Source organism: Micromonospora sp. ABR4_055, assembly GCF_056160425.1.
Window position 1 is genome coordinate 1 of the sequence record NZ_JBSWXD010000036.1, and the last position, 23,310, is coordinate 23,310.

General features: G+C 70.2%; 23 protein-coding genes and 2 pseudogenes. 10 read left to right on the forward strand and 15 right to left on the reverse strand.

The genetic code is table 11. From position 1 onward, the window contains the following. The coding region (locus ACXAHD_RS11180; protein ID WP_475050257.1) for an IPT/TIG domain-containing protein at positions 1 to 475 on the forward strand (475 nt) is incomplete at its 5' end. A 140-nt stretch (positions 476 to 615) separates the two neighbouring features. After that, complete coding sequence (locus ACXAHD_RS11185) at positions 616 to 1,443, forward strand: class I SAM-dependent methyltransferase (protein WP_281567462.1); 828 nt, start codon at positions 616 to 618, stop codon at positions 1,441 to 1,443. Here ACXAHD_RS11185 and ACXAHD_RS11190 read toward each other — a convergent pair. From ACXAHD_RS11190 to ACXAHD_RS11210, 5 genes are all read right to left on the reverse strand, one after another. Continuing rightward, the gene (locus tag ACXAHD_RS11190) at positions 1,436 to 3,361 is read right to left on the reverse strand and encodes an ABC transporter ATP-binding protein (RefSeq protein WP_475050287.1); all 1,926 of its coding nucleotides are present in this window, start codon (positions 3,359 to 3,361) and stop codon (positions 1,436 to 1,438) included. The two genes, ACXAHD_RS11185 and ACXAHD_RS11190, sit on opposite strands and share 8 nt — an antisense overlap. 62 nt (positions 3,362 to 3,423) lie before the next feature. Continuing rightward, positions 3,424 to 5,208 carry an ABC transporter ATP-binding protein gene (locus ACXAHD_RS11195; RefSeq protein WP_281553354.1) on the reverse strand — a complete coding sequence of 595 codons (1,785 nt, stop codon included), beginning with the start codon at positions 5,206 to 5,208 and terminating at the stop codon, positions 3,424 to 3,426. A 30-nt stretch (positions 5,209 to 5,238) separates the two neighbouring features. Beyond that, a complete protein-coding gene (locus tag ACXAHD_RS11200; RefSeq protein ID WP_281567461.1) occupies positions 5,239 to 5,766 on the reverse strand; it encodes a methylated-DNA--[protein]-cysteine S-methyltransferase in 528 nt (175 codons plus the stop codon). Continuing rightward, entirely contained in the window at positions 5,767 to 7,281 is a 1,515-nt protein-coding gene (locus ACXAHD_RS11205; RefSeq protein WP_281567460.1) for an AlkA N-terminal domain-containing protein, read from the reverse strand. Between the two features lie 55 nt (positions 7,282 to 7,336). Further along, positions 7,337 to 8,575: an MFS transporter gene (locus ACXAHD_RS11210; protein ID WP_281567459.1), complete on the reverse strand. Its 1,239-nt coding sequence runs from the start codon at positions 8,573 to 8,575 to the stop codon at positions 7,337 to 7,339. Positions 8,576 to 8,887: 312 nt separating this feature from the next. Here ACXAHD_RS11210 and ACXAHD_RS11215 point away from each other — a divergent pair, with 312 nt between their 5' ends. The 5 genes from ACXAHD_RS11215 (at position 8,888) to ACXAHD_RS11235 (ending at position 11,810) form a co-directional block, all read left to right on the forward strand. Next, positions 8,888 to 9,358, forward strand: a complete 471-nt coding sequence (locus tag ACXAHD_RS11215; protein ID WP_281567458.1) for a hypothetical protein — start codon at positions 8,888 to 8,890, stop codon at positions 9,356 to 9,358. Between the two features lie 83 nt (positions 9,359 to 9,441). After that, complete coding sequence (locus ACXAHD_RS11220; protein ID WP_281553359.1) at positions 9,442 to 9,948, forward strand: hypothetical protein; 507 nt, start codon at positions 9,442 to 9,444, stop codon at positions 9,946 to 9,948. Positions 9,949 to 9,981: 33 nt separating this feature from the next. Beyond that, positions 9,982 to 11,067 (forward strand): redox-regulated ATPase YchF, encoded by a 1,086-nt coding sequence (gene ychF / locus ACXAHD_RS11225; RefSeq protein ID WP_281553360.1) that lies wholly within the window; start codon positions 9,982 to 9,984, stop codon positions 11,065 to 11,067. Positions 11,068 to 11,178: 111 nt separating this feature from the next. Continuing rightward, the gene (locus ACXAHD_RS11230; protein ID WP_123605371.1) at positions 11,179 to 11,418 is read left to right on the forward strand and encodes a hypothetical protein; all 240 of its coding nucleotides are present in this window, start codon (positions 11,179 to 11,181) and stop codon (positions 11,416 to 11,418) included. Next, positions 11,415 to 11,810, forward strand: a complete 396-nt coding sequence (locus ACXAHD_RS11235; protein ID WP_281567457.1) for a PIN domain-containing protein — start codon at positions 11,415 to 11,417, stop codon at positions 11,808 to 11,810. Before ACXAHD_RS11230 ends, ACXAHD_RS11235 begins: the two co-directional genes overlap by 4 nt. A 54-nt stretch (positions 11,811 to 11,864) precedes the next feature. Here ACXAHD_RS11235 and ACXAHD_RS11240 read toward each other — a convergent pair whose 3' ends face one another. After that, positions 11,865 to 12,449: a Uma2 family endonuclease gene (locus tag ACXAHD_RS11240; protein WP_278167158.1), complete on the reverse strand. Its 585-nt coding sequence runs from the start codon at positions 12,447 to 12,449 to the stop codon at positions 11,865 to 11,867. Positions 12,450 to 12,890: 441 nt separating this feature from the next. Here ACXAHD_RS11240 and ACXAHD_RS11245 point away from each other — a divergent pair, with 441 nt between their 5' ends. Beyond that, positions 12,891 to 13,130: a GntR family transcriptional regulator gene (locus ACXAHD_RS11245; RefSeq protein WP_281567491.1), complete on the forward strand. Its 240-nt coding sequence runs from the start codon at positions 12,891 to 12,893 to the stop codon at positions 13,128 to 13,130. A 333-nt stretch (positions 13,131 to 13,463) separates the two neighbouring features. Here the strand turns inward: ACXAHD_RS11245 and ACXAHD_RS11250 are convergent, their stop codons facing one another. Together ACXAHD_RS11250 and ACXAHD_RS11255 are read right to left on the reverse strand one after the other, a co-directional pair. Next, complete coding sequence (locus ACXAHD_RS11250; RefSeq protein WP_123605368.1) at positions 13,464 to 13,826, reverse strand: PH domain-containing protein; 363 nt, start codon at positions 13,824 to 13,826, stop codon at positions 13,464 to 13,466. 87 nt (positions 13,827 to 13,913) lie between these two features. Beyond that, positions 13,914 to 14,225 (reverse strand): 4a-hydroxytetrahydrobiopterin dehydratase, encoded by a 312-nt coding sequence (locus ACXAHD_RS11255; RefSeq protein WP_281567456.1) that lies wholly within the window; start codon positions 14,223 to 14,225, stop codon positions 13,914 to 13,916. 155 nt (positions 14,226 to 14,380) lie between these two features. Between ACXAHD_RS11255 and ACXAHD_RS11260 the strand changes: the two genes are divergently transcribed. Continuing rightward, positions 14,381 to 14,842 (forward strand): (deoxy)nucleoside triphosphate pyrophosphohydrolase, encoded by a 462-nt coding sequence (locus tag ACXAHD_RS11260; RefSeq protein WP_278167161.1) that lies wholly within the window; start codon positions 14,381 to 14,383, stop codon positions 14,840 to 14,842. Positions 14,843 to 14,859: 17 nt separating this feature from the next. On the opposite strand, the gene ACXAHD_RS11265 is transcribed toward ACXAHD_RS11260, so the two are convergent. Next, a complete protein-coding gene (locus tag ACXAHD_RS11265) occupies positions 14,860 to 15,852 on the reverse strand; it encodes an AraC family transcriptional regulator (RefSeq protein WP_475050269.1) in 993 nt (330 codons plus the stop codon). Here ACXAHD_RS11265 and ACXAHD_RS11270 point away from each other — a divergent pair. After that, on the forward strand, positions 15,790 to 16,635 hold the full coding sequence (locus tag ACXAHD_RS11270) for an NAD(P)-dependent oxidoreductase (RefSeq protein WP_281553364.1): 846 nt from the start codon (positions 15,790 to 15,792) through the stop codon (positions 16,633 to 16,635). The two genes, ACXAHD_RS11265 and ACXAHD_RS11270, sit on opposite strands and share 63 nt — an antisense overlap. A gap of 19 nt (positions 16,636 to 16,654) precedes the next feature. Here the strand turns inward: ACXAHD_RS11270 and ACXAHD_RS11275 are convergent, their stop codons facing one another. The 6 genes and pseudogenes from ACXAHD_RS11275 to ACXAHD_RS11300 all read right to left on the reverse strand — a co-directional run bounded on the left by ACXAHD_RS11275 (position 16,655) and on the right by ACXAHD_RS11300 (position 23,300). After that, positions 16,655 to 17,437: a GH12 family glycosyl hydrolase domain-containing protein gene (locus ACXAHD_RS11275; RefSeq protein ID WP_281567454.1), complete on the reverse strand. Its 783-nt coding sequence runs from the start codon at positions 17,435 to 17,437 to the stop codon at positions 16,655 to 16,657. Positions 17,438 to 17,672: 235 nt separating this feature from the next. After that, positions 17,673 to 17,879 (reverse strand): annotated as a pseudogene (locus ACXAHD_RS11280) (succinate dehydrogenase/fumarate reductase iron-sulfur subunit); the annotation flags it as partial. Between the two features lie 93 nt (positions 17,880 to 17,972). Beyond that, positions 17,973 to 18,725, reverse strand: a pseudogene (locus ACXAHD_RS11285) (succinate dehydrogenase/fumarate reductase iron-sulfur subunit); the annotation flags it as partial. Further along, a complete protein-coding gene (locus tag ACXAHD_RS11290) occupies positions 18,725 to 20,662 on the reverse strand; it encodes a fumarate reductase/succinate dehydrogenase flavoprotein subunit (RefSeq protein WP_281567453.1) in 1,938 nt (645 codons plus the stop codon). The pseudogene ACXAHD_RS11285 and the gene ACXAHD_RS11290, both read right to left, overlap by 1 nt. Positions 20,663 to 20,675: 13 nt before the next feature. Next, on the reverse strand, positions 20,676 to 21,482 hold the full coding sequence (locus ACXAHD_RS11295; RefSeq protein WP_281553368.1) for a hypothetical protein: 807 nt from the start codon (positions 21,480 to 21,482) through the stop codon (positions 20,676 to 20,678). Between the two features lie 426 nt (positions 21,483 to 21,908). Then, complete coding sequence (locus ACXAHD_RS11300; protein ID WP_281567490.1) at positions 21,909 to 23,300, reverse strand: TldD/PmbA family protein; 1,392 nt, start codon at positions 23,298 to 23,300, stop codon at positions 21,909 to 21,911. Positions 23,301 to 23,310: the final 10 nt, after the last annotated feature.

Genomic DNA, 23,310 nt, shown 5'->3' on the forward strand with positions numbered 1-23,310 from the left:
GGTGGTGACGCCGCCGGGGCCGGTGGGTCCGGTTGATGTGGTGGTGGTGTTGCCGGGTGACGACGCGGTCGCTCCGGACGGCTTCACCTACTCGGGTGGCCCGGCACCGGTGATCGACTCGGTCGACCCTGGACAGGGACCGGCCAACGGCGGGACCACAGTGGTGGTCGGAGGCAGCGGCTTCATCCCAGGCCAGACGACCGTGACGATCTGCGGCAAGACGATTCCAGCGAACAAGGTCACGGTCAACAGTTCCGGGACCTCGCTGAGCTTCGTCACTCCGCCGTGCGACGTCAAGCACACAACCATCACGGTGACGACACCGAACGGCACCTCGAACGAGATCGCCTTCCGGTACGTGGGGCTGCCGGTCACCGGCAGCGCGACCACGAACCTGATCACCAGCGGCGGTGCGCTCGTGGTGCTGGGCATCTCGTTGCTCCTGCTCACCCGCCGTCGGGCGAACAGGGCGTGACACGTAACAACTGAGAAAGCGGGTGGCCCCGGGAGCGCATGAGCGACCGGGGCCACCCGCCGTTACCAGGCTCACCGGGCCGGACCCGACCGGACGATAACGGGGTGCCAGCGGCGTCGGATCATGCGATGGTCGGCGGCATGACCGACTATCTGGCGCTCAACCGGGCCAGCTGGGACGAGCGCGCGCCGGCACACGCCGCATCGCCGGACTACCGGGTGGCGCAGCTGATCGCCGACCCGGCGCTGCTCAGTGAGGTGGTGCGCTTCGACCTGCCGAGGCTCGGCGACCTGACCGGCGTACGCGGAGTGCATCTGCAGTGCCACATCGGCACCGACACGCTGTCGCTGGCCCGGCTGGGCGCGACCATGACCGGCCTGGACCTTTCCGGCGCGTCCCTGGCCGAGGCCCGGCGGATCGCCGCAGCCGCACAGACCCCGGTCGAGTACGTCGAAGCCGATGTCTACCGCGCCGTGGAGGTGCTCGGTGCGGGAGGGTTCGACCTCGTCTTCACCGGGATCGGCGCGCTCTGCTGGCTGCCGAGCGTGACCCGATGGGCGGAGACGGTGGCCGCACTGCTGCGGCCGGGCGGCCGGCTGTTCCTGCGGGAAGGGCACCCGGCGCTGTGGGCGGTCGACGAGACCCGCCCGGACGGCCTGCTCGTGCTCGACCTGCCGTACTTCGAGACGGACCGGCCGCTGGTATGGAACGAGGACGGCACCTACGTCGATACGGCCGTCAGCTTCACCCATAACCTGACCCACTCCTGGAACCACGGCATCGGGGAGATCTTCACCGCGCTCACCGACGCCGGGCTCCAGGTGACGATGCTGGTCGAGCACGACAGCGTGCCGTGGAACGCGTTGCCCGGCCGGATGATAAAGGGCGACGACGGCGAGTGGCGGTTGACTGAACGACCGGAGCGGTTCCCACTCAGCTACACCCTGCAGGCGGTCCGGGTCAGCTAAGGCTGTCGCGCCACTGGTGGTGCAGCACGGCGTACCGACCGCCGTCGGCGATCAGGTCGGCGGGCCGGCCGTCCTCGACGATCCGGCCGTCGTCGAGGACCAGCACCCGGTCGGCGATCTGCACCGTCGACAGCCGATGCGCGATGACCAGCGCAGTGCGCCCGTGGCCGGTCGGCGAGCTGTTGGCCCCCGGTCCGTCGCCGTTGCGGCCACCGTCGTTGCCGCCACCGCAGTTCTGGCTACTGCAGTTCTGGCCACCGTCGAGCATGGTCTGCAACGCCCGCTGCACCAGGCGCTCGGTCGGCACGTCCAGCGACGAGGTCGCCTCGTCGAGGATCAAAACTGCCGGGTCGGCCAGCACCGCCCGGGCGAAGGCGACCAACTGCCGTTGCCCGGCGGACAGCCGCCCGCCGCGCCGGTGCACGTCGGTGGCGTACCCGTCGGGAAGTCCGGCGATGAACTCGTGTGCGCCGATCGCCCGCGCCGCAGCCTCGACCTCGGTGTCGGTGGCGTCCGGCCGGCCGAACCGGATGTTGTCCGCGACGCTGCCGGCGAAGAGGTGATTCTCCTGCGTCACCATGATCACGTCCCGCCGTAGGTCGCGGCCGGCGATGTCGCGCAGGTCGATCCCGTCCAGGGTGACCGACCCGCTGACCGGATCGTAGAGCCGGGCCACCAGCTTGGCGATCGTTGACTTGCCGGCCCCGGTGGCCCCGACCAGCGCGACCGTCTGCCCGGCCGGAATGCGCAGGGTCAGCTCGGGCAGCACCAGACGGTCCGGCCGGTAGCCGAAGGAAACGGCATGCAGCCGCACCGCGCCGCGTACCGGCTGCGGCAGCGGCCGCGGCCGCACCGGTTCGGGGACGTCCGGCCGCTCGTCGAGTACGCCGGAGAGCTTCTCCAGCGCCGCGGTCGCCGACTGCAGCGAGTTGTAGAACTGGCTCAGCTCCTGCATCGGCTCGAAGAACCGGCGCAGGTACAGCAGGAACGCGGCGAGCACGCCGATCTCAGTGCGGCCCTGCAGCACCTGCCAACCGCCGAAGGTGAGCACCATCGCGATGGCCACGTTGCCGATGCCCTTGAGGCTCGGTGAGTAGATCGCGATCAGCCGGAACGCGTGCAGGCTGGCCCGCTGGAAGCCGGTGTTGACCTCTGCGAAGATCTCCTGGTTGCGGGGCTCGCGCCGGAACGCGTGCACGGCCCGGACACCACCGAGCGACTCCACGAAGTGGACGATCAGCAGCGCCACAGTCTCCCGGGTACGCCGGTAGGCGACGGTGGAGGCGCGGGCGAACCAGATCGACATCCACAGCAGGAACGGGAATGCCAGCAGGGTCACCAGGGCCAGCGGCAGGTCCAGCCAGAGCAGGATCGCCGCCACCGAGACCACCGACAGCCCGGCGAGCACCAGATCGTCGATGCCGCCGTTGACCAGCTCGGAGATCGAGTCCATGTCACTGGTCAACCGGGCCACCACCCGGCCGGAGGTGTAGCGCTCGTGAAAGCTGACCGACAGGCCGAGGAAATGCCGGTACACCCGCTGACGCAGGTCGAGCAGGATCGCCTGACCGATCCGGGCAGACAGGATCAGGAAGCTGCGCTTGCCGACGTACTCGGCGACGGTGGCGACCGCGAAGGCGACGGCGATCGCGATCAGCGGCCCCGCGTCGCCGTCGTCGGTCAGCGGCGGAATGGCCCGGTCGATACCCAGCATCACCAGGTACGGACCGGCCATCGCGGCGGCGTTCTGCAGCAGCAGCAGGGCGACCGCCACCGCGATCATGCGCCGGTGCGGCCGGGTCAGCGAGCCGAGCAGCGCCCGGCTGCGGGCCCGGACCCGGGCGTTGTCGACCGGGTCGCCGTCGCCTGCGCCGCCGACCCCGTCCGCCGCCCGGTCGGAGATCCCACGCCAGTCCAGCTGCCCGTCGTCGTACCTGCTCGCGTCGCGATCTGCGGTACCGCCGGCACCGTCGGTCCGGTTCACCGCGACCTGACCAGGCCGGGTCCGTCGGCGGAGAGTACGGCCCGGTAGGCGGGCACGGTGGCGAGCAGTTCGGTGTGGGTGCCGACAGCCGCGATCCGGCCCGCGTCCAGCAGTGCCACCCGGTCGGCCAACGCGACCGTGGACGGCCGGTGCACCACCAGCAGCGCGGTGGTGCCGACCAGCACTCGGCGCAGCGCCTGCTCCACCAACGCCTCGGTGTGCACGTCCAGGGCGGACAGCGGGTCGTCGAGCACCAGCACCCGGGGCCGGCCCAGCACCGCCCGGGCCAGCGCCAGCCGCTGCCGCTGTCCGCCGGACAGTGACAGCCCCTGCTCGCCGATTCGGGTCCGCAACCCCCAGGGCAGGTCGTGGACGAAGTCGGCCTGCGCCAACCGGACCGCGGCGTGCACCTCGGCGTCGGTGGCGTCCGGGCGGCCGAGGGTCAAATTCTCCCGGACCGACATCGAGAACAGGGTGGGGTCCTCGAACGCCACGCCGACGCACCGGCGCAGCTCGTCGAGGCGCAGGTCGCGCAGGTCATGACCGTCCAGGGTGATCCGCCCGCCGGTGACGTCGTACAGCCGCGGCACCAGCGACACCAGGCTGGTCTTGCCGCTGCCGGTCAGGCCGGCGATGGCCAACGTCTCACCCGGCCGTACGGTGAGGTCGACGCCGCGCAGCACCGGCTCCGGCGTCCCCGGGTAGCCGAAGGTGACGTTGTCGAAACGCAACTCGCCGCGGACCTCACCGACCCGGATCCTGATGGCATCCGGTCGGTCGACGATCGACGGCGAGGTGTCCAGCACCTCCTGAATCCGGTCGGCGGCGGTCATCGCCTCCTGGGCGTGCGAGATGATCCAGCCCAGCGACTTGATCGGCCAGATCAGCATCAGTTGCAGGGTGACGAAGGCGACCAGTTGACCGATGGTGAGCTGCTGGTCGGCGACGGCGACAGCCCCGACAACCAGCACGACCGCGAGGCTCGCGTTCGGCACCAGGTCGTAGCGGGCCGAGGCATGGGCGAGCAGCCGGCCCTTGCCGACCGCGGTGTCGTGCAGCTCGCGGGCCAGGTCGGTGAAGCGCGCGGTGAGGTACGGCCCGCGCCCGAACGAAATGATGGTCCGCAGCCCTTGCGCGGACTCCTCGACCAGGGTGGCCAGGTCACCCTGCTGGTCCTGCATTCGTCGGGACACCCGCAGGTAGGCGCGGGTGAACTGGTGGCTGAACAGGTATAGCGGTAGGGCGCTGGCCGCCACCACCAGTCCCAACGGCCAGTACAGGTGCAGCAGCAGCGCCACCACGGTCAGGTAGGTCGCCGAGTTGAGGATCAGGAACAGCAGGCCGAAGGAGAGGAAGCGTCGGATAACCGACAGATCGCTGATCGCCCGGGACAGCAGCTGCCCGGACTGCCACTGGTCGTGGAAGGTGACCGGGAGTCGCTGCAGGTGGGCGTAGATGTCGTCGCGGATGGTGCTCTCCATCCCGATCGACGAGGCACTCTGTGTCCACCGCCGGATGAAGATGAGCACCGCCTCGACGACGCCGAGCAGCAGGGCGAGTCCACCGAGGAACAGCAGACCAGCGGGATCACCAGCGGCCACCGGGCCGTCCACCACCTCGGCGATGACCAGCGGGATGGCGATGCCGGCCCCGGTCGCTGCTGCGGCGGCCGCCAGCAGCCAACCAAGTTGACCGAGGTACGGGCGCAGGTAACAGCGCAGTCGCCAGAGATTGTGGACGGCGCGCCGCCGGGGCGGAGATCGGTCGGGTACGGCGTCCACACCACGACGGTAGCCGGTGCCGGCACCGGTTCACTGCCCTGCGAAGGTCACCTGCGATTCATGGTCGAGCAGCCACTTCTTGATCGGCAGACCCCATCGGTAGCCGCCCAGCGTGCCGTCGCCGCGCAGCACCCGGTGGCAGGGGACCACCAGCGCGACCGCGTTGCGGGCGCAGGCGCCGGCTGCCGCCCGGACCGCTGCCGGGCGGCCGGAGCGCAGGGCGAACGCCGTATAGCTGACCGGCCCGCCGGGCTTCACCTCACGCAGCGCCGACCAGGCGGTGCGCTGGAACGGACCGCCGCGCTGACTGACCGGGAGCTGGTCGATCGCAGTGAGCTCACCGGCCAGGTAGGACCGTACGGCGCGGGTGACGTCGCCGAGGTCGGCCCGGTGGCGGACCGGTCCGCGCAGGTCGGGGTGGACCACGGCGAGCAGGTCGTCCGGGTCGGCGGTGAAGCCGGCGGCCCGCAGTGCCCCGTCCGGGTCGGCGATCAGTGTCAGCGGCCCGACCGCCGTGGCGATCGTACTCGCGTCCAATGTCGAAGACGTTGTCATCATTCACTCCGATGTAGATTTCGTTGGCGTGGCGGACCGCCACAGCCGCAGGTTGGCGTAGGACCGCCAGGGCCGCCAGCGCTCAGCGTGGGTGGTCAGGTCTGCGGGGGAGGCGGGCAGGCCGAGCGCCGCCGCGCCGCGCCGTACCCCCAGGTCGGTGCCGAGCAGCACATCCGGGTCGCCGAGCGCCCGCATCGCCACATAACCGGCGGTCCACGGGCCGATGCCGGGCAGTGCGGTGAGCCGGTGCGACAGCTCGGCCCGGTCGCTGCCCAGGTCGAGCCCGATGTCGCCGTCGGCGACCCCGGCGGCCAACGCGCGCAGCGTGCCGCGCCGGGTGGCTGGCATCGCGAAGGCGTCGTCGGGTAGGGCGAGCAGTTCGGCCGGGCCCGGGAACGGCGCCAGGCCGTCCGCAGGCAGGGCTGTTCGCGACCCGTCCGCAGGCGGGGCTGTTCGCGACCCGTCCGCAGGCGGGGCTGTTCGCGACGCGGTCGCCGCGCAGAGGCGGGCCAGCACCCGGCGGGCGGCGGACACCGAGATCTGCTGCCCGACCACGGCCCGTACCGCCAGTTCGAAGCCGTCCACCGCGCCCGGCACCCGGACCCCGGGCTCGGCGGCGACAGCAGCGGCGAACGCCGGATCGGCACCCAGCACGGCGTCCACCGCCGCCGGGTCGGCGTCCAGGTCGAACAGCCGGCGGCAGCGGGACACCGCCGGTGCCAGATCACGCAGGTCGGCGAGGCGCAACGCGGCGGCGAGGAAACCGTCGTGCGGGGTGAGCGCCACCGTGCCGGTGCCGTACGGCAACCGCAGCGCACGCCGGTATCTGCCGCCGTCGGCGGACTCCACGCCGGGCACCGCCCGGTCGGCCAGGAATCCGAGTACGGCGTCGACCGCCATCGGCCGACGGAACGCCAGCCGTACGGTGATCACCCCGGCCCGGTCGGGCGCACCGGGCCGTACGCGGCCGCGCAGCGTCGACGGCGGGCCGCCGTACACCGTCCGGAACGTGTCGTTGAACTGCCGGACGCTGCCGAACCCGGCCGCGAACGCGATCTCGGCGACGGTCAGAGCGGTCCGCTCCACCAGGATCCGGGCCGTCTGCGCACGCTGCGCCCTGGCCAACGCCAGCGGGCCGGCCCCCACCTGCTCGGTCAGCACCCGGGTGAGATGCCGTTCGGTGTAGCCGAGCCGGCGGGCCAGCCCCGGTACGCCGCCGCGGTCCACCACCCCGTCGCCGATCAACCGCATCGCCCGCCCGACCAGGTCGGCGCGGCGGTCCCAGTCGGGCGAACCCGGGGTGGCGTCGGGGTGGCAGCGCCGGCAGGCGCGCAGCCCGGCCTGTTGCGCGGCGGCCGCCGAGGCAAAGAACCGAACGTTGTCCCGCTTCGGGGTGACCGCCGGGCAGGACGGCCGGCAGTAGATGCCGGTCGACGTCACGCCGGTGTAGAACCAGCCATCGAAGCGCTGGTCGCGGCTGTCCACCACTCGGTAGCACCGCTCGAAGTCGAGCTCCATGGGTCGATCCTGCCCGCTTGCCGGCCCGGTCGGCTGGCGGGAATCGGACCTGCAGTCACGAGCCCTGGCCCGTGCCGGCCGGCTGGGTAGCGCTGGCCGTGCCGCCCGTGCCGGCCGGCCGGGTAGCGCCGGCGGCCAGCAGGCCGATCGCCAACGCCCCGAGCACCACCAGCAGCGATCGTAGGATGCCGACCTGCTCGGCCAGGAAACCGATCAGTGGCGGACCGGCCAGGAACGAGGTGTAGCCGATCGAACTGACCACCGACACCCGTACCGCCGCCCGGTCGGCCTCGTCGGCGGCCGCGCTCATCCCGACCGGGAAGCCGAGCGACGCCCCGGCGCCCCACAGCAGTGCCCCGAGCAGCGCCAGCGGCAGCGTCGGCCCGAACACCACCAGGGCCAGGCCGATCAGGGCGAGCACCGCCGTCGCCCGCAGCACCGTCACCCGTCCCCAGCGTTGCAACGCCGTACCGCCGACCATCCGGGCGGCGGTCATCGCCGCGACAAACACCCCGAATGCGACCGCGCCGACCGCGTCACCGACTTGGTAGCCGTCGACCACGGCCAGGGTGAGCCAGTCGTTCGCCACCCCTTCGACGAACGCGAAGGCCAGCACCAGCAGACCGATCAGCAGGGTGCGCGGCTCCCGCCAGGCACGCAGCACCCCGGACCGGGGTGCTGCCGCGCCGGGCACCCGCACCGGGACCGGCAGGAACATCCGTACGGCCGCGGCGATCGAGGCGATCACCAGCAGTGCGGTGACGGCGAGTTGCCAGTCGACCGGCACCGCCAGCCAGGCACACCCGGCCCCGAGGAGCGCGCCGGTCACCGTACCCAGGCTGAAGCCGGCGTGGAAACGGGGCATCAGCGGGCGGTCGAGCCGGCGCTCGACGTCGGCACCCTCAACGTTCATCGCCACGTCCCAGCTGCTCAACCCGGTGCCGGTCAGCAGCAGCCCGGCGCCGGCCAGTGGCGGTGAGACGACCGCCACACCGACTGCGACGGCGAGCATCCCGACGGTCACGGCCGCGGCGCCCAGCAGCACCGTCCGGTGGGGCCCGATCGCGTGTACCAGCGGACCGGACAGCGGCAGCGCGCTGACCGCGCCCACCGACGTGCACAACAGCAGCAGCCCGAACTGGGCGTTGGTCAGATCGAGGGCGTCGCGGATCGCCGGGGTACGGGAGATCCACGAGGCGAACGCCAGACCACTGACCCCGAACGCGATCGCGACCGCGATGCGTGCCCGTTCCACCACCGGCCGCGCCAGCGCCGCCGCCCCGTTCGCCACCACGCCACCCGCTCCCCGCTCGCCCGGACCTTGTCGTCCACCCGAACGTCCGTCCGGGCGGCAACGGTACGCCGCTCGCAGCGGGTACCGCCCGGTGCTGCCGGGTCTGGCCGCGCTGGGCACACGGCGCCGTTGCCCTGCGCAGACGGTAGAGCACGCGTCACTGGTAAGTAACATGACGATGCTCACCATCAACTGCTGGCAGCGGCGCTCTCGCCATCTGTGTCGGTCGATGGGCTCCGTTCGGCGACCTGGCTCCTGGATCGATAGAGTGGCACAGTTTGGTGCACCTCGATAAAGGAGTCGGTAGATATCATGCGTCGCCTACTGGCCAGCGCCGTCCTCGGCTCGGCCCTGATCCTCGGATTCACCGGCTGCGGCACCGAGCCGCCGCCGACGGGCGCGCCGTCGCCGACCGTCGGCAGCAGCACCGCCAGTGAGGCCGACATCCTCGCCGCCACCAACGCCGCCTGCAATCAGGCGGTATCGATGAGCAGCGACTTCGCCGCCGGTTTCCAGCGTGACGTCAACCAGTTCGCCGACCCGACGGCCAGCGCGGGGGCGCCGGCGGACGCGAAGGACAACTTCGAGGCGCAGATGCGCGGCTGGTCGGCGACGCTCACCTCACTGGCCACCGGCCCGGTGTCGGACGAACTGCGGACGGTGCTGACCGAGAGTACGGCCGCGATCGAGGCCGCCACCGAGATCGGTGAGACTCCGCTCAGCGACGAGCAGGTCGCCGCCGTGGTGGCGATCCCAGAAGATTTCCGCGCCGTCTGCGAGTGACGTCCACGAGGGGCCGGGCGGGCCGGGAGCAGACGTCCGTTAGCCTGGTCCAGTTTGCTCGCCTCTCAATGGACGGATCTTCGATGCGACGTACCCTGATCACCGCCGCCGCTGCGACGGCGCTCGCGTTGACCCTGGCCGGCTGCGGCGGTGGCGACAGCGAAACCGACACCGCCGCCGGTCAGACGTCATCGCCGACGGCGACCGCGTCGGCCGACGCGGAGTCGGCCGGCTCCGCCGAGGGCGGGGCCGCCGCGGCCACCAAGACGGCATGCGACACGGCGGTACCGGTCGCCGAGGAGACTGCATCGACCATCGAGGCGTACTTCGCCGACCTCATCGCCGCAGTGGCTGAGGGCGGGACGGCTGCGGAGACCGCCGACGCCGAGTTCCGGGCCAAGTTCACCGACCTCTCGGCAATGCTGGAGTCGCTCGCCGCCGACCCGGTCGACGCCGACGTGCAGCAGGCGTTGACCGAGGCGTCCGAGTTCGCCGCCCAGATCGTCGACCCGGACGACAACACCCCGATGGGACAGGTGGAGGGTCGCCTGGCCGAGCTGGCGGAGAAGCTGAAGACCGCCTGCGCCTGACCCGCCACCGGACGCTGCGTAGACTCGACCGACGTGAGTCTCACCATCGGCATCGTCGGCCTGCCCAACGTCGGCAAGAGCACCCTGTTCAACGCGCTCACCAAGAACGACGTCCTCGCGGCGAACTACCCCTTCGCCACGATCGAGCCGAACGTCGGGGTGGTGGGGCTGCCGGACGGGCGGCTGGGCAGGCTGGCGGAGATCTTCGGCTCGGAGAAGACCATCCCGGCGCCGGTGTCGTTCGTCGACATCGCCGGTCTGGTGCGGGGCGCGTCCAAGGGGCAGGGCCGAGGCAACGCCTTCCTGGCCAACATCCGCGACGCCGCCGCGATCTGCCAGGTCGTGCGGGTCTTCTCCGACCCGAACGTGGTGCACGTCGACGGCAAGGTCTCCCCGGGTGATGACATCGCCACGATCAACACCGAGCTGATCCTGGCCGACCTGCAGACCTTGGAGAAGGCGCTGCCCCGGCTGGAGAAGGAAGCCCGGCTGCGCAAGGACCGGGCGGCGATCCACGCCGCCGCGAAGGCCGCCGCCGCGCTGCTCGACGGCGGGACCACGCTGTACGCGGGTGCGGCCGCCGCCGGCATCGACGTCGCCGAGCTGCGTGAGCTGCACCTGCTCACCACCAAGCCGTTCCTGTACGTCTTCAACGTCGACGAGGACGAGCTGGGCAATGCCGAGCTGCTCGCCGAGCTGCGGGCGCTGGTCGCCCCGGCCGAGGCGGTCTTCATGGACGCCAAGATCGAGTCCGAGTTGATCGATCTGCCGGACGACGAGGCGATGGAGCTGCTGGAGTCGACCGGGCAGAGCGAGCCGGGGCTCAACCAGCTGATCCGGGTCGGATTCCGTACGCTTGGGCTGCAGACGTACCTCACCGCCGGGCCGAAGGAGGCGCGGGCCTGGACCATCCCGGTTGGGGCGACCGCGCCGGAGGCCGCCGGGGTGATCCACTCCGACTTCCAGCGCGGCTTCATCAAGGCCGAGATCGTCTCCTACGACGACCTGGTCGCGGCCGGCACGATGGCGGCGGCCAAGGCGGCCGGCAAGGTCCGGATGGAGGGCAAGGAGTACGTCATGCAGGATGGCGACGTCGTCGAGTTCCGCTTCAACGTCTGATTCCGGCATGCCGGGCACGAGCCGGCGTGTGCCTCGTCCCAGAATTAGCGGTGTCTGCGAGGTGGTAGCAGCTGTGCCCAGCTCGCGGTAATACCGTGGTATGGTTGCTGGATGGCGAGGACGAGGAAGGTCACGATCACGCTGCCGGTGGAGCTGCTGGAGAGCATGAAGTCGCACACCGACAACGTCTCCGGCTACCTCACCGAGCTGGCCGAGCGGGCTGAACGGCGGAGGCTTCTCCGGGAGGAGTTGGACCGCTATCAAGCTGAGTCCGGGGCGTTCACCGATCAGGAGATGGCCGAGGCCCAGGCGCTTCTGTACGGGACCAGGGAGACGGACCGGGCGGCGTGAGCCTCGAATCGCTTGTGCTCGACTCGCAAGGCTTCTCGGGATGGATCGGCCGGGATCGCATGGTGATGCGACTGCTGGAGCAGGCGGAGCGTGACGGGGCTGATCTGGCCATGTCGGCTGCCACGATCATCGAGGTTTCCCACACCGGCGTGGACACCGCTCGGCTGACCTGGCTGTTGTCCCGCATTCGTGTGGAGGCGGTGACGGAAGAGAACGCCCGTCGCAGTGCGGGGCTGTTGAAGGCGGCGGGGCTGCACGGGCACAAGTACGCCATCGATGCCATGGTCGCCGAGATGGCGCTACGACTACCCGCGCCGGTCGCGGTCTTGACGTCGGATGTCGACGACATGACCAGGTTGTGCGGGCATCGGGTTCGGGTCATCAGGCTGTAGGCCGGCCCTGCGGCCGTGGCAGAGATGCGTCAGGCAGTTGAGCGGCTGCCCGGCTCAGCTCTTGCGACCGGGCACAAGCCCGTCCAGATTCAGCTTGAGCTCGAACGGCGTCGTGGTGTGCAGCTCGTGGCGGTGGATCCCGGTCGCGACGTACGACCGGGTGGGCTCGTCGAGCTCGTATGCGTGGACCACCGGTGATCCACCCTCGTCCTCGACGCGCCAGTAGTGCGGAATGCCGGCTTCCGCGTACTTGCGCAGCTTGACTGTCCGGTCGCGGTGGGCCGACTCCGGCGACACCACCTCGACGACCAACAGCACCTGGTCGGGTGTGTAGAAGGTGCAGTCCGGGTCGTAGTAGGGAGCCCGCGTGGCGAGGAGATCGGGCTCGGGGCGGTTCCGTTCGTCGAGCCGAATCGTCATCTCCCGCTCAATCTCGACGCCTGCTGGCGCCTGCTCCATGAGAGCGAAGAGCAAAGCGGAGACAGCTCGGCCGTGCCAAGCCCGCTGGGGGGACATCATGAAGACGAGTGCTCCGTCGATCAGCTCGGTGTGACGGGGCGCCTGCGGGAGCTGGTCGAGGTCGTCGGCGTACCACCCTTCAGGGCGGGGCGGCCGCATCCACTCGGGCACTGCGGTCATGTTCCTCACCGTAACAGCCGGCTTCTGTTGACTTACCGTCGTTCAGTCTCGATGTCTGCGCCGCATCGAGGTGAGGCTCAGACACCTTACGAGGCGGTTTTGAGGTGCGTGAGACTCACCTCGACGCTGAACGGAGGGGTCAGCCTTGGTGGTGGAACGGTCCCAGTCGGTATAGGGCCTTGACGCCTTCGCCGGAGTCGATATTGGCCAACCGAAGGCGGTCGACGGCAACATCCACCCGCTGACCGGTTCCGCCTGAGCCGGCGTCGGCCCAGATCTGCACCGTCCCGTGCCCCGGCAGCACTCTCGGACCGACCACGGCTCCTGAGGAGGCGTCGTATCGCCGCGCGCTTCGTCTGGGAATCCGCGGTGCGGGTGGGTTTTGGGCTGGTGAACTGAATGGATAGCATCGGTCGGCTGGACAGGTGGCAGCCTGTGAGCATGGTCGACCCGTGGTCGCCGCGTTCGTTTGCCGAGCAGGTGGCCGATGCGCTCAACGCGCAGATCGATAGCGGCGATTGGCTGCCGGGGCGCAAGCTGCCTGGTGAGGTGACGTTGGCGCAGACGTACCTCGTGGCGCGTGGCACCGTGCGGGCCGCGCTTGACGTGCTACGCGAGGAAGGCCGTGTGGTCACCTTCGCCGGTCGCGGCACGTTCGTTACGCCAGACCCGAAGCCCTGAGGCACCTTCCGCCGTGGCAGGTGACCTTGAGGCGGCAGCGGAGGCGTACCGGGCTGCGCTCCGACGCGTGCAGGATGGGCTCGCGGAAGTCGCTTCAGCGCGTGCCGAGGTGCCACAGGTACGGAAGCGGCTTGCGGCCGCAATCGTGACTGCATACCGAGGCGGTGCCCGCGTGGGCGAGATCGCTCGGGTGACTGGCTACGGCCGGGAACAGGTCCGGCGGATCCTGCGAGCCGGCGGTGTCGAGCCGGAGAAGCCGGAAGCCGCTTAGGTTGAGCGCGGGATGGACATAATCGAGCGGTCAGCCCTGCTGTCTGTCGGTCCCGCGGTCGGTCACGAGATGTAGTGCAGGATCACGTTGTGTACGTGGTGGGACTTCTGGTCGCCACGGAACTCGACCTCGTAGGTGTGGGTGCCGACGTTGATCGCGATGGCGCCGGACGAGAAGTACGAGCCGCCCCAGGACTTGTTGCTCACTACGCTCACGCTGGTGATCTTCGAGTACGGGATGCTGGTGATGGCGACCTTTTTGCCGACGAACGACTTGTCCTGGATGATCACCCGGCGGTTGGTCAGCCCGATGAAGCCGGTGCCGGTGCCGATCGCGTCGTAGACCGCGATCACCTGCTCCCCGTCGAGCAGCCCGCTCTCGATCTGCCGAAGTTGCTCCCGCCGGTCGTACGCCACGTTCGCCATGTGCCCGAGGGTAGGCGGCGGGCACAACCACGCCAGCGATGAGCGAGGTCGCTGCGGTCAGCGGTGATCCGTGCGGGGGACGCGGGATCAGCGCAGGTCGACGACCGTACGGTAGGCGTCCTCGATGCGGGCCGCGAGTGCGACGTCGCCGTCGGTGATCTTGTCGCCGTCGGGGGAGCCGAGCCGGATCTGGGTCTGTCCGTCGGCTCGGCGTACGTCGGGCCGCAGGTGCAGGGCGTCGGCTGCTACCTTGATCCGCTCGGTGAGCTCGGCGTGCTGGCTGTCGTCGAGCAGCAGGGTTCGCCGGAGTTGCTGGCCGTCCTGCGTCCACCCGTCCAGTTGCGTGAGCGCATCGCTAAGGTAGTCGCGGCCGGTCCGGCTGGACCAGAGTGCTCGCAAAGCCACACCTCCCAGGCGTCGTTGCCGGCTTGTGGCCAAATCGTCGCCATCCTGTGTCTTGGTCGGTGGTCCCCAGTCTGGCCGCTAACTGGTTGGTGTGTCCACGTCCACCCTTCCGTCATCTGCTGTCCTAGCAGTCAGCAGGGTTACCCGAAATGCTGATTGATCTGGCAGGCTCATCTGCTGTGCGGAGCGGGCGGGCGAGGCGTCAGGTGGTGGTCGGGGCGGCGATCGTCGTTGACGGTCGGGTGCTGGCGTGTGCCCGGACCCATCCACCGGGCGCGGCCGGCAAGTGGGAGTTTCCCGGCGGCAAGGTGGAGAGCGGCGAGACCGAGACCGATGCCCTGATCCGTGAGTGCCGCGAGGAACTCGGGGTTGCGATCACGGTGGGTGACCGGGTCGGCCCCGACCAGCCGCTCGGCCACGGCCGGTCGGTGCTGCGGGTCTACCTCGCCGGACTGCTCGGACCGGCGCAGCCGACCGCGCTCGAGCACTCAGCTCTGCGCTGGCTGGCGGCCGACGAACTCGATCAGGTCACCTGGCTGCCCGCAGATCAGCCGATCGTCGCCGAGCTCCGTCCGTTGCTGCACGCCGGCAGCAGGCCGCACGACGGCTGATGCCGGGTGCTGTGATTTCAGTGCGGGCCGGCACTCGGGTCGCGACTACCGCGGACCGAGCCGGGAGCGACTCCGATCATGCGTTTGAACGCCCGGCTGAACGCGGCTTCCGATCCGTAGCCGGACTGGCCGGCCAGTTCGCGAACCGTCGTCTGGCCCTGTTCGAGCCTCGCGAGCGCGACGTGCATCCGCCACCGGGTGACGTACTGGAGTGCCGGTTCACCGACGAGTCGGGTGAACCGGGCTGCGAACGACGACCGCGACATCGCGGCTACGCGCGCCAGCGAGGCGACGGTCCAGGTACGGCTGGGTTCGCGGTGGATCGCCGCGATGGCCCGCCCGATCAGTGGGTCTGACAGCGCGCCGAGCCATCCGGCTCGCGCTTGCGGGTCGTCGCTGTCGATCCATGACCTGATTGCCTGGATCACCAGGATGTCAGCGAGTCTGGTGGTGACGGCTTCCCCGCCCGGGCGAAGGTCCGACACCTCGCTGGTCAGCAACGCGAGGGTGGCACCGATCCAGCCACTGGTCCGCGGGTCCGACCCGGTCGCATGGATGACCGGTGGCAGCAGCCGTACGAGTTGGTGAGCGGCCGGCCCCTCGAACGACACCACTGCGCAGACCAGCGTGGACGTCTCGCCGCCGCCACCGTGACGGAGTATCGAGTAGTGCGCGTTGAGATGTTCCTGCGGTAGCAGGTCGACCCGTCCGGCCTTTCCGGCCTGTCCGGTCTGTGGGCTGCTCATCAGCAGATGCCCACGGCCATGCGGCACGAGCGCGAGGTCGCCGGCGCTCAACTGCAGTGGTGGCGCGTCCCCGACACGTAGCCAGCAGCCACCGGACGTCACGACATGGACACTCAGACAATCGCCGAACGGCGGCATCTCCAGCGCCCATGGGGCGCTGACCTCGGTGCGGCAGTAGAAGATCCCGGTCATCCGCAGCAGGTGCAGTGCTTCCCCGACCGGGTCCACCGACACCCACGGCGCATCGACCTCGAGTTTCACCATCGCGATTCCTGGACGATCGAGCATACTTTCGCGTTTCCCGATCATATCCTCGCCGACCCGGAACTGATTTTGTCGATGGGGAGCCGCGCACTGGCGGCAACGACGACAGGGGGAGCAGCGATGAAGGTACTGGTGGTCGGTGCATCCGGTGGGTCCGGCCGTGCCACGGTGCGGGAACTCGGCCACCGGGGCCATGAGGTCACCGCGTTCTCGCGGAACGCGACGACGGTGGCCGGGCAGGTCGATGGCGGCTTGCTGCGCGGGGTGAATGGCGACGCCACCGACCCTGGTGACGTCGACAAGGCAGTGCGTGGTCAGGATGCGGTGATCGTCACGCTGGGCATCAGCGAGAACCCGGTGGGGGTCAGGCTGCGTGGTCCGGCGCACACGCCGCTGGATGTCCGTTCCCGGGGGACCGGTGTCGTTGTCGAGGCGATGCGTCGTCACGGCGTACGCCGGTTGGTGGTGCAGACGTCGTACGGCGTCGGACCCACCCGGACGCACCTGCCCATGCTCCAGCGTCTGGTCTTCTGGGTCCTCCTACGACCGCAGATCGTCGACACCGAGAGGCAGGAGCGGATCGTGCGGTCCAGTGGCCTGGACTGGACCGCAGTTCAACCGGTGAACCTCACCGACGACGACCCGGCCGAGCCGCCGTTCGTCTCGACCACCGGTGCGACCCGCAGCATGAAAGTGGCTCGTACGCAGGTCGCCTGGCTCCTGGCGGAGTCGGTCGAGAACGACGGCCACATCGGCGCGACACTCTCCCTCTCGGCTCGATGACCGACGGCGCGACCGACGATCAGAGGTTGATCGCGACCTGGAACGCCCGGGAGGTGAGCCCGGCACCGCCGTGCCAGATCTCGAAACCCGCCTCGACCCCGCTGAGGTACCAGTCCCGGTCGAGGTAGCCGCGGCCCACCGCGTCCCGGGTGAACGCCGCCAACTCCAGGTCCCGTACCTCGTCGACCGGCGTGGTACGCACGTACGCCACGTAGTTCCAGTGCCAGTCGGCGTAGTAGACGTCCCAGGTCGCCCCGGCCAGGGTCACTCCCCGCGCCACCAGCGTCCCGGCCGGCTCGGCCCCGCCGGCCCGATCCAGCCAGACCATCAGTTCGGCGCCGTCGGGGGAGCGGTGGGCGTTGGCGTCGGTGTGGAACCACAGGTCGTACGCGGCGTTCCAGCGGCCGGTGGCGTCCTGGGTGTCGATCGTCCAGTCGGACCGGGCGGAGCGCAACTGCCGTACCTTGATCGGCAGGCCGCTGCCGACGGTGCAGTTGCCCCAGTGGCAGCCCTGGTAGATGGTCGGGTAGGCGACGGCGGAGCCGTCCCGCTTGTCGTGCTCGGTGTGGGTCACCTCGAACTGGCCGGCCGCGTCGACGGTCAGGCACTGCGGGGTGTCCGCACCCCAGATGTTGTTCATCACCACGTACCGCTTGTCGGTGATGTCGATCGTGTCGGCCCGCCCGCAGAGTTCGCTGGCGTCGGCGTCCGGTGCCAGCCAGACGACGGTCACGCCGGCGACGACGAGGGCGGCGACGACGAGTGCGGGCAGGCGGTGGCGCCGGAGGCGGAGCGGGATCATGGTGGGGGAGTCCTTCGGCGAGCAGCCCGCAGTACAGGCTGGTGCCGTGGGTCCGGCGGCCCGACGCCGCCCCACGACGGAAACGGTGGACAAGGTCCGTTCCCGGCTCCGCCGAGGATGTTACGACCGTCAATGGCTGGCGGGCAACCCCGGCGACCACGGAAAGAAACCGCCCCTCCCGGCGCACGAAGCACCGGGAGGGGCGGTCAGCGGTCCTGGTCCGGGTGAGACCGGCTCAGCGGTCCTGGTCCGGGTGGTGGTAGTTGAGCGACTTGTCCGGCAGTGGGAAAGTGACGTCCTCGCCGAACGGCGACGGCGCGGCCGGCTTGTCGAACGCCAGCTCGCTGATCGGCAGGTGGCCCTTCTCGTCCACCGCCGCCGCCTGCGGGCGGGGCACCTGGCGGTGCCAGTTGACCCCGCGCTCGGCGTCGGCCGCCGCGCTGTGGTCGCCGTCCGCCGGCAGCCCGGCGGTCGTGGCGGCCGGCTGGTCCAGGCCGGACTCGCCGAGCGCCGGTCCACTCGCCGCCGTGCCGTTCTGTCCCCGCCGGAAGATCTTGCTGCCGAGCCACACGAGGGGATCGTACCGCCGGTCGACGACGCGTTCCTTCATCGGGATGATCGCGTTGTCGGTGATCTTGATGTGCTCGGGGCAGACCTCGGTACAGCACTTGGTGATGTTGCAGTAGCCCAGCCCCTGCTGCGCCTGCGCGTACTGCTTGCGGTCGGTCCTGGTGTCCAGCGGATGCATGTCCAGCTCGGCGGCGCGGATGAACACCCGGGGACCGGAGAACGCGGTCTTGTTGTCCTCGTGGTCACGTACCACGTGGCAGGTGTTCTGGCAGAGGAAGCATTCGATGCACTTGCGGAACTCCTGCGAACGTTCCACGTCGACCTGCTGCATCCGGTACTCGCCGGGGGCAAGGTCCTCCGGCGGGCTGAACGCCGGCGTCTCCAACGACTTCTGGTAGTTGAACGAGACGTCGGTGACCAGGTCGCGGATCACCGGGAAGGTCCGCAGCGGGCTGACGCTGATCGTCTCGTTCTCCTCGAACGTCGACATCCGCGTCATGCAGCCCAGCTTCGGCATGCCGTTGATCTCCATGGAGCAGGAGCCGCACTTGCCGGCCTTGCAGTTCCACCGGCAGGCCAGATCCGGAGCCTCGGTGGCCTGCAGCCGGTGGATGACGTCGAGGACAACCTCGCCCTCGTTCACCTCCACCTGGTAGTCCTGCAGGTCGCCGCCGGTCTCGTCGCCCCGCCACACCCTGAAGTGGCGCTTGGTGCCCATCAGTTGTCCGCCTCCTCAGCGAGCGCGTCCTGCGCCAGCGCGTCGAACTCCGCCAACTCCTCGTCGGTCAGATACTTGGCCAGCTCCGCCCGGTCGAAGAGCTTGATCAGCTCCGGGCGCATCTTCGGCAGCGGCTTGGGCTCCAGCTTGACCGTGTCACCGTCCAGCGAGCAGACCAGGTTGACCGTGCGCCACGTCGGGGCCATGGTCGGGTGGTCCTCGCGGGTGTGCCCGCCGCGGGACTCGGTGCGCTCCAGCGCGGCCTTGGCGGTGCACTCCGACACCACCAGCATGTTGCGCAGGTCCAGCGCCAGGTGCCAACCCGGGTTGTAACGCCGGCCGCCGGCGGCGCTGACCTTGACCACGCGCTCGCGCAGCTCGGCCAGCCTGACCAGCGAATCCGCCAGTTCACCTTCGCGCCGGATGATGCCGACCAGGTCGCCCATCACCGCCTGCAGGTCCTGCTGCAGGGTGTACGGGTTCTCCCCGGTGTCGCGCGACAGCGGCGCCAGCGCCTGGTCCACCGCCTGCTCCACCTCGTCGGCCGAGACCTTCGGCCGCCGGTCCAGCCCGCCGACGTACGCGGCCGCGTGTTCACCGGCCCGCTTGCCGAAGACCAGCAGGTCGGACAGGGAGTTGCCGCCGAGGCGGTTGGAGCCGTGCATGCCGCCGGAGACCTCACCGGCGGCGAACAGGCCGCTGATCCGGCCGGCCGCTGCGGCGGTGTCCGGGTCGACCTCGACACCACCCATCACGTAGTGGCAGGTCGGCCCGACCTCCATCGGCTGCCTGGTGATGTCGACGTCGGCCAGCTCCTTGAACTGGTGGTACATCGACGGCAGCCGGCGACGGATCTCCTCGGCCGGGAGCCGGCTGGCGATGTCCAGCAGTACGCCGCCGGACTCCGTACCACGACCGGCCTTGACCTCGCTGTTGATCGCGCGGGCGACCTCGTCACGGGGCAGCAGCTCCGGCGGACGCCGGTTGTTGTCCGGGTCGGTGTACCAGCGGTCCGCCTCCTCCTCGGTCTCCGCGTACTGCTTGCGAAACACGTCGGGAACGTAGTCGAACATGAACCGCTTGCCGTCGGTGTTGCGCAGCACGCCGCCGTCGCCCCGGACCGACTCGGTGACCAGGATGCCCTTGACCGACGGCGGCCAGACCATGCCGGTCGGGTGGAACTGCAGGAACTCCATGTTGATCAGAGTGGCGCCGGCCCGCAGGGCCAGCGCGTGCCCGTCGCCGGTGTACTCCCAGGAGTTGGAGGTGACCTTGTACGACTTGCCGACCCCGCCGGTGGCCAGCACCACCGCCGGCGCCTCGAAGAGCACGAACTCGCCGCTCTCCCGGTAGTAGCCGAAGGCGCCGGCGACCCGGGGGCCGTCCGGCCCGTCCTCCAGCATCAGCTCGGTGATGGTGGTCTCGGCGAAGACCTTGATCCGGGCGTCGTGGACGCCGTACTCCCGCTTGTCCTCCTGCTGCAGCGAGACGATCTTCTGCTGCAGGGTACGGATCAGCTCCAGGCCGGTGCGGTCACCGACGTGGGCCAGTCGCGGGTACTCGTGACCGCCGAAGTTGCGCTGCGAGATCTTGCCGTCCTTCGTACGGTCGAACAGCGCGCCGTACGTCTCCAGCTCCCAGATCCGCTGCGGTGACTCCTTGGCGTGCAGTTCGGCCATCCGGAAGTTGTTGAGGAACTTGCCGCCGCGCATGGTGTCGCGAAAGTGCACCTGCCAGCTGTCGCGGCTGTTCACGTTGCCCATGGCCGCCGCCGCGCCGCCCTCGGCCATCACCGTGTGCGCCTTGCCGAACAGCGACTTGGAGATGATCGCGGTACGTTTGCCGGCCAGCCGGGCCTCGATCGCCGCCCGCAGCCCGGCGCCGCCGGCGCCGATGACCACGACGTCGTAGTGGTGTCGTTCGATTCGGGTAGTCATATCGTCCAAGCCCTTAGTTGAAGAACCGCAGGTCGCCGAACCAGCCGGCGGACAGCGCCATCACGTAGAAGTCGGTCAGCGCGAGCGTGCCGAGGGTGATCCAGGCCAACTGCATGTGCCGGACGTTGAGCTTGGAGATGAACGTCCAGATCCGGTAGCGCACCGGGTGCTTGGAGAAGTGCTTCAGCCGGCCACCGGCGATGTGCCGGCAGGAGTGGCAGGACAGCGTGTACGCCCACAGCATGATCACGTTGCCGAGCAGGATGACGTTGCCCAGGCCGACACCGAAGCCGTTCTCGCCGTCGAAGGCGAGGACCGCGTCCCAGGTGTTGATCAGCGAGATGATCGCGGCGGCGTAGAAGGCGTAGCGGTGCACGTTCTGGAAGACCAGCGGGAAGCGGGTCTCGCCGGTGTAGCGCTGGTGGCCGTCCGGCACCGCGCAGGCCGGCGGGCTCAGCCAGAACGCCCGGTAGTAGGCCTTGCGGTAGTAGTAGCAGGTCAGCCGGAACAGCAGCAGGAACGGCAGGGTCAGCGCCGCGTCCGGGATGATCCACCAGCCGGGTAGGAACCGGCCGAAGTGCGCCGCCTCCGGTACGCAGCGCTCGGTGACGCACGGTGAGTAGAACGGGGTGAGGTAGTGGTGCTCCTGGACCCAGTAGAAGTCGTGCATGAATACCCGGACGGTGGCGTAGGTGACCCAGGCACCGAGTCCGATCACGGTGATCAGCGGGGGTAGCCACCACCGGTCGGTGCGCAACGTCTTCGCCGCGATGGCGGCGCGCGCCCGCGCCTGCCCCGGCATCGTTGCCGTAGTCGTCATCCTGTCTCCCTGACGGGGCCCGACCCGTGCAAGGGCGGACCCGGATATCTTCGGCCGGTCTGTGGCGTAGCAGGGCAGAGCCCAGATGCCGTGCGACCGCGTGCTCCGGAACCCGCACCACACGCATCGGCGGGCGCTGGTCCGGTGCACACGTTACGCCCAGTACCGGCGGCCGTATGCGCAAGGGAGTCTTGCCGGTATCGCGTCGGTTACGAAAGCCCGGCCCGCCGCTAGGGCGGTGGATGTGCAGAAGCTCACTGGATCCCGAGCGGCGTCGGTCACAGATTGACAGCGAACGCGTCGTCAGGGGTGACGGGCGGTGCGGTCGACCAGCCCGCACCGCCCATCGCGGACCCCAGAGTTAGTGAGGTATGGCTAACCTAAGCAATCCGCCTAGCGTCGTCAATCTCGCAGGTTTCGCCGGGGTCAGCCGGCGGCGCCGCCGGTGATCTGCCAGTCCGCCAGGTGCAGGGCCGGCGCGTGCCAGGAGGTGTCGTCCCAACTGTCCGGCAGCCGGCTCAACTCCGAGCCCAGGCCCAGCACCGCACCGGGCGCGAGCGCCTGCGGATACGACTGGGTGAACCGCAGACTGCGGACCGCCGCCACGATCTCACCGGACTCGACGAGCCACGCACCGTTACGGGTCAGGCCGGTCACCACCAGGCTGCGTGGATCGAGAATCCGGGTGTACCACAGATCGGTGACCAGCAGACCGCGCTGCGCACCGCCGAGCAGCGCCGCACTGCCCCCAGCCGCCGGCCCGTCGCCGCTGGCCGACTGCCAGCCATCGGCCGGGAGCAGCCGCAGATGCTGACCCACCGGCCCCCACGGGACGTTGCCCGGTGCCGCGTGTCCGGTCGAAGCGGTGCCGGCCGCCGCCGCGGTCCGTCGGTCGTGAGTGAGCGCCGTTGATCGGCCGCCGTCCACCAGCACCGTACGGCCGGTCGGGGTGCCCTCGGCGTCGAACGGCAGCCCGCCACCGGTGGCCGGGTCGTCGACCAGCGAGATGGCCGGGTCGAACTGGGCCTCACCGAGCCGGACGAACGACCGCCGCTCATGGTGCGCCTTGCCGGCGAAGCCGTGCCGGGCCAGCATCTGCAACAGATCCAGCACCGCGGTCGGTTCGAGCACCACCGGGTAGCGCCCCGGCGGCAGATCGACCGGGTGCCGGCCGGCCCGAGCCTTCACCGCGGCTCGGGCACCCAGCGCCGCGCCGTCGATCTCGGTCAGCCGGTCGGCCGCCTGCCGGGCCACCCCGTCGGCGCCGTCGGTCCGGGCGATCCCGTCCATCGCGGCCTCCGCCGCCCGGCCACCGGCGGTCTGCCCGGCGCTGTTGGCGAACCCCGTCGACCGGTGCACGGTCCGGCAGAACCCGGCGCATTCCAGACCGCCGGCTGCCGCGACGAAGTCCCGCACCCGGGCCGCCCGCTCCGCAGGACCGGCCTGCGCGGTCGCCTCGTCCCACGAACCGGCCGCGAGCAGCGGCGCCGGTCCGGCGAGCCCCGGCCAGGACGGATCCGGCGGGCAGAGCCGGGCCGCCGCCAAGGTGCGCTCGACCAGGTCGGCCAACCCGTCCGGGCCGGTCAGCGTGGTCGAACCGATCGCGGTCCGGCCGTCGACGTGCAGCCGCAGCCACACTGTGGTGACTGCCTCGGCGACGTTCTGGTGGATGAACGAGTTGGCGAACCGGGTCAGCGCCAGCGCCCGGTGGCTGACGTACGCCTCGGCCTGAGCGCCCGGCCCGGCGGCCCGGCGGACCGCTGCCACCACCCGGAGGGCCAGATCGGTCTCGGCGGGCGACGTCGCCGCGCCCGTCAGCCCCGCGTCC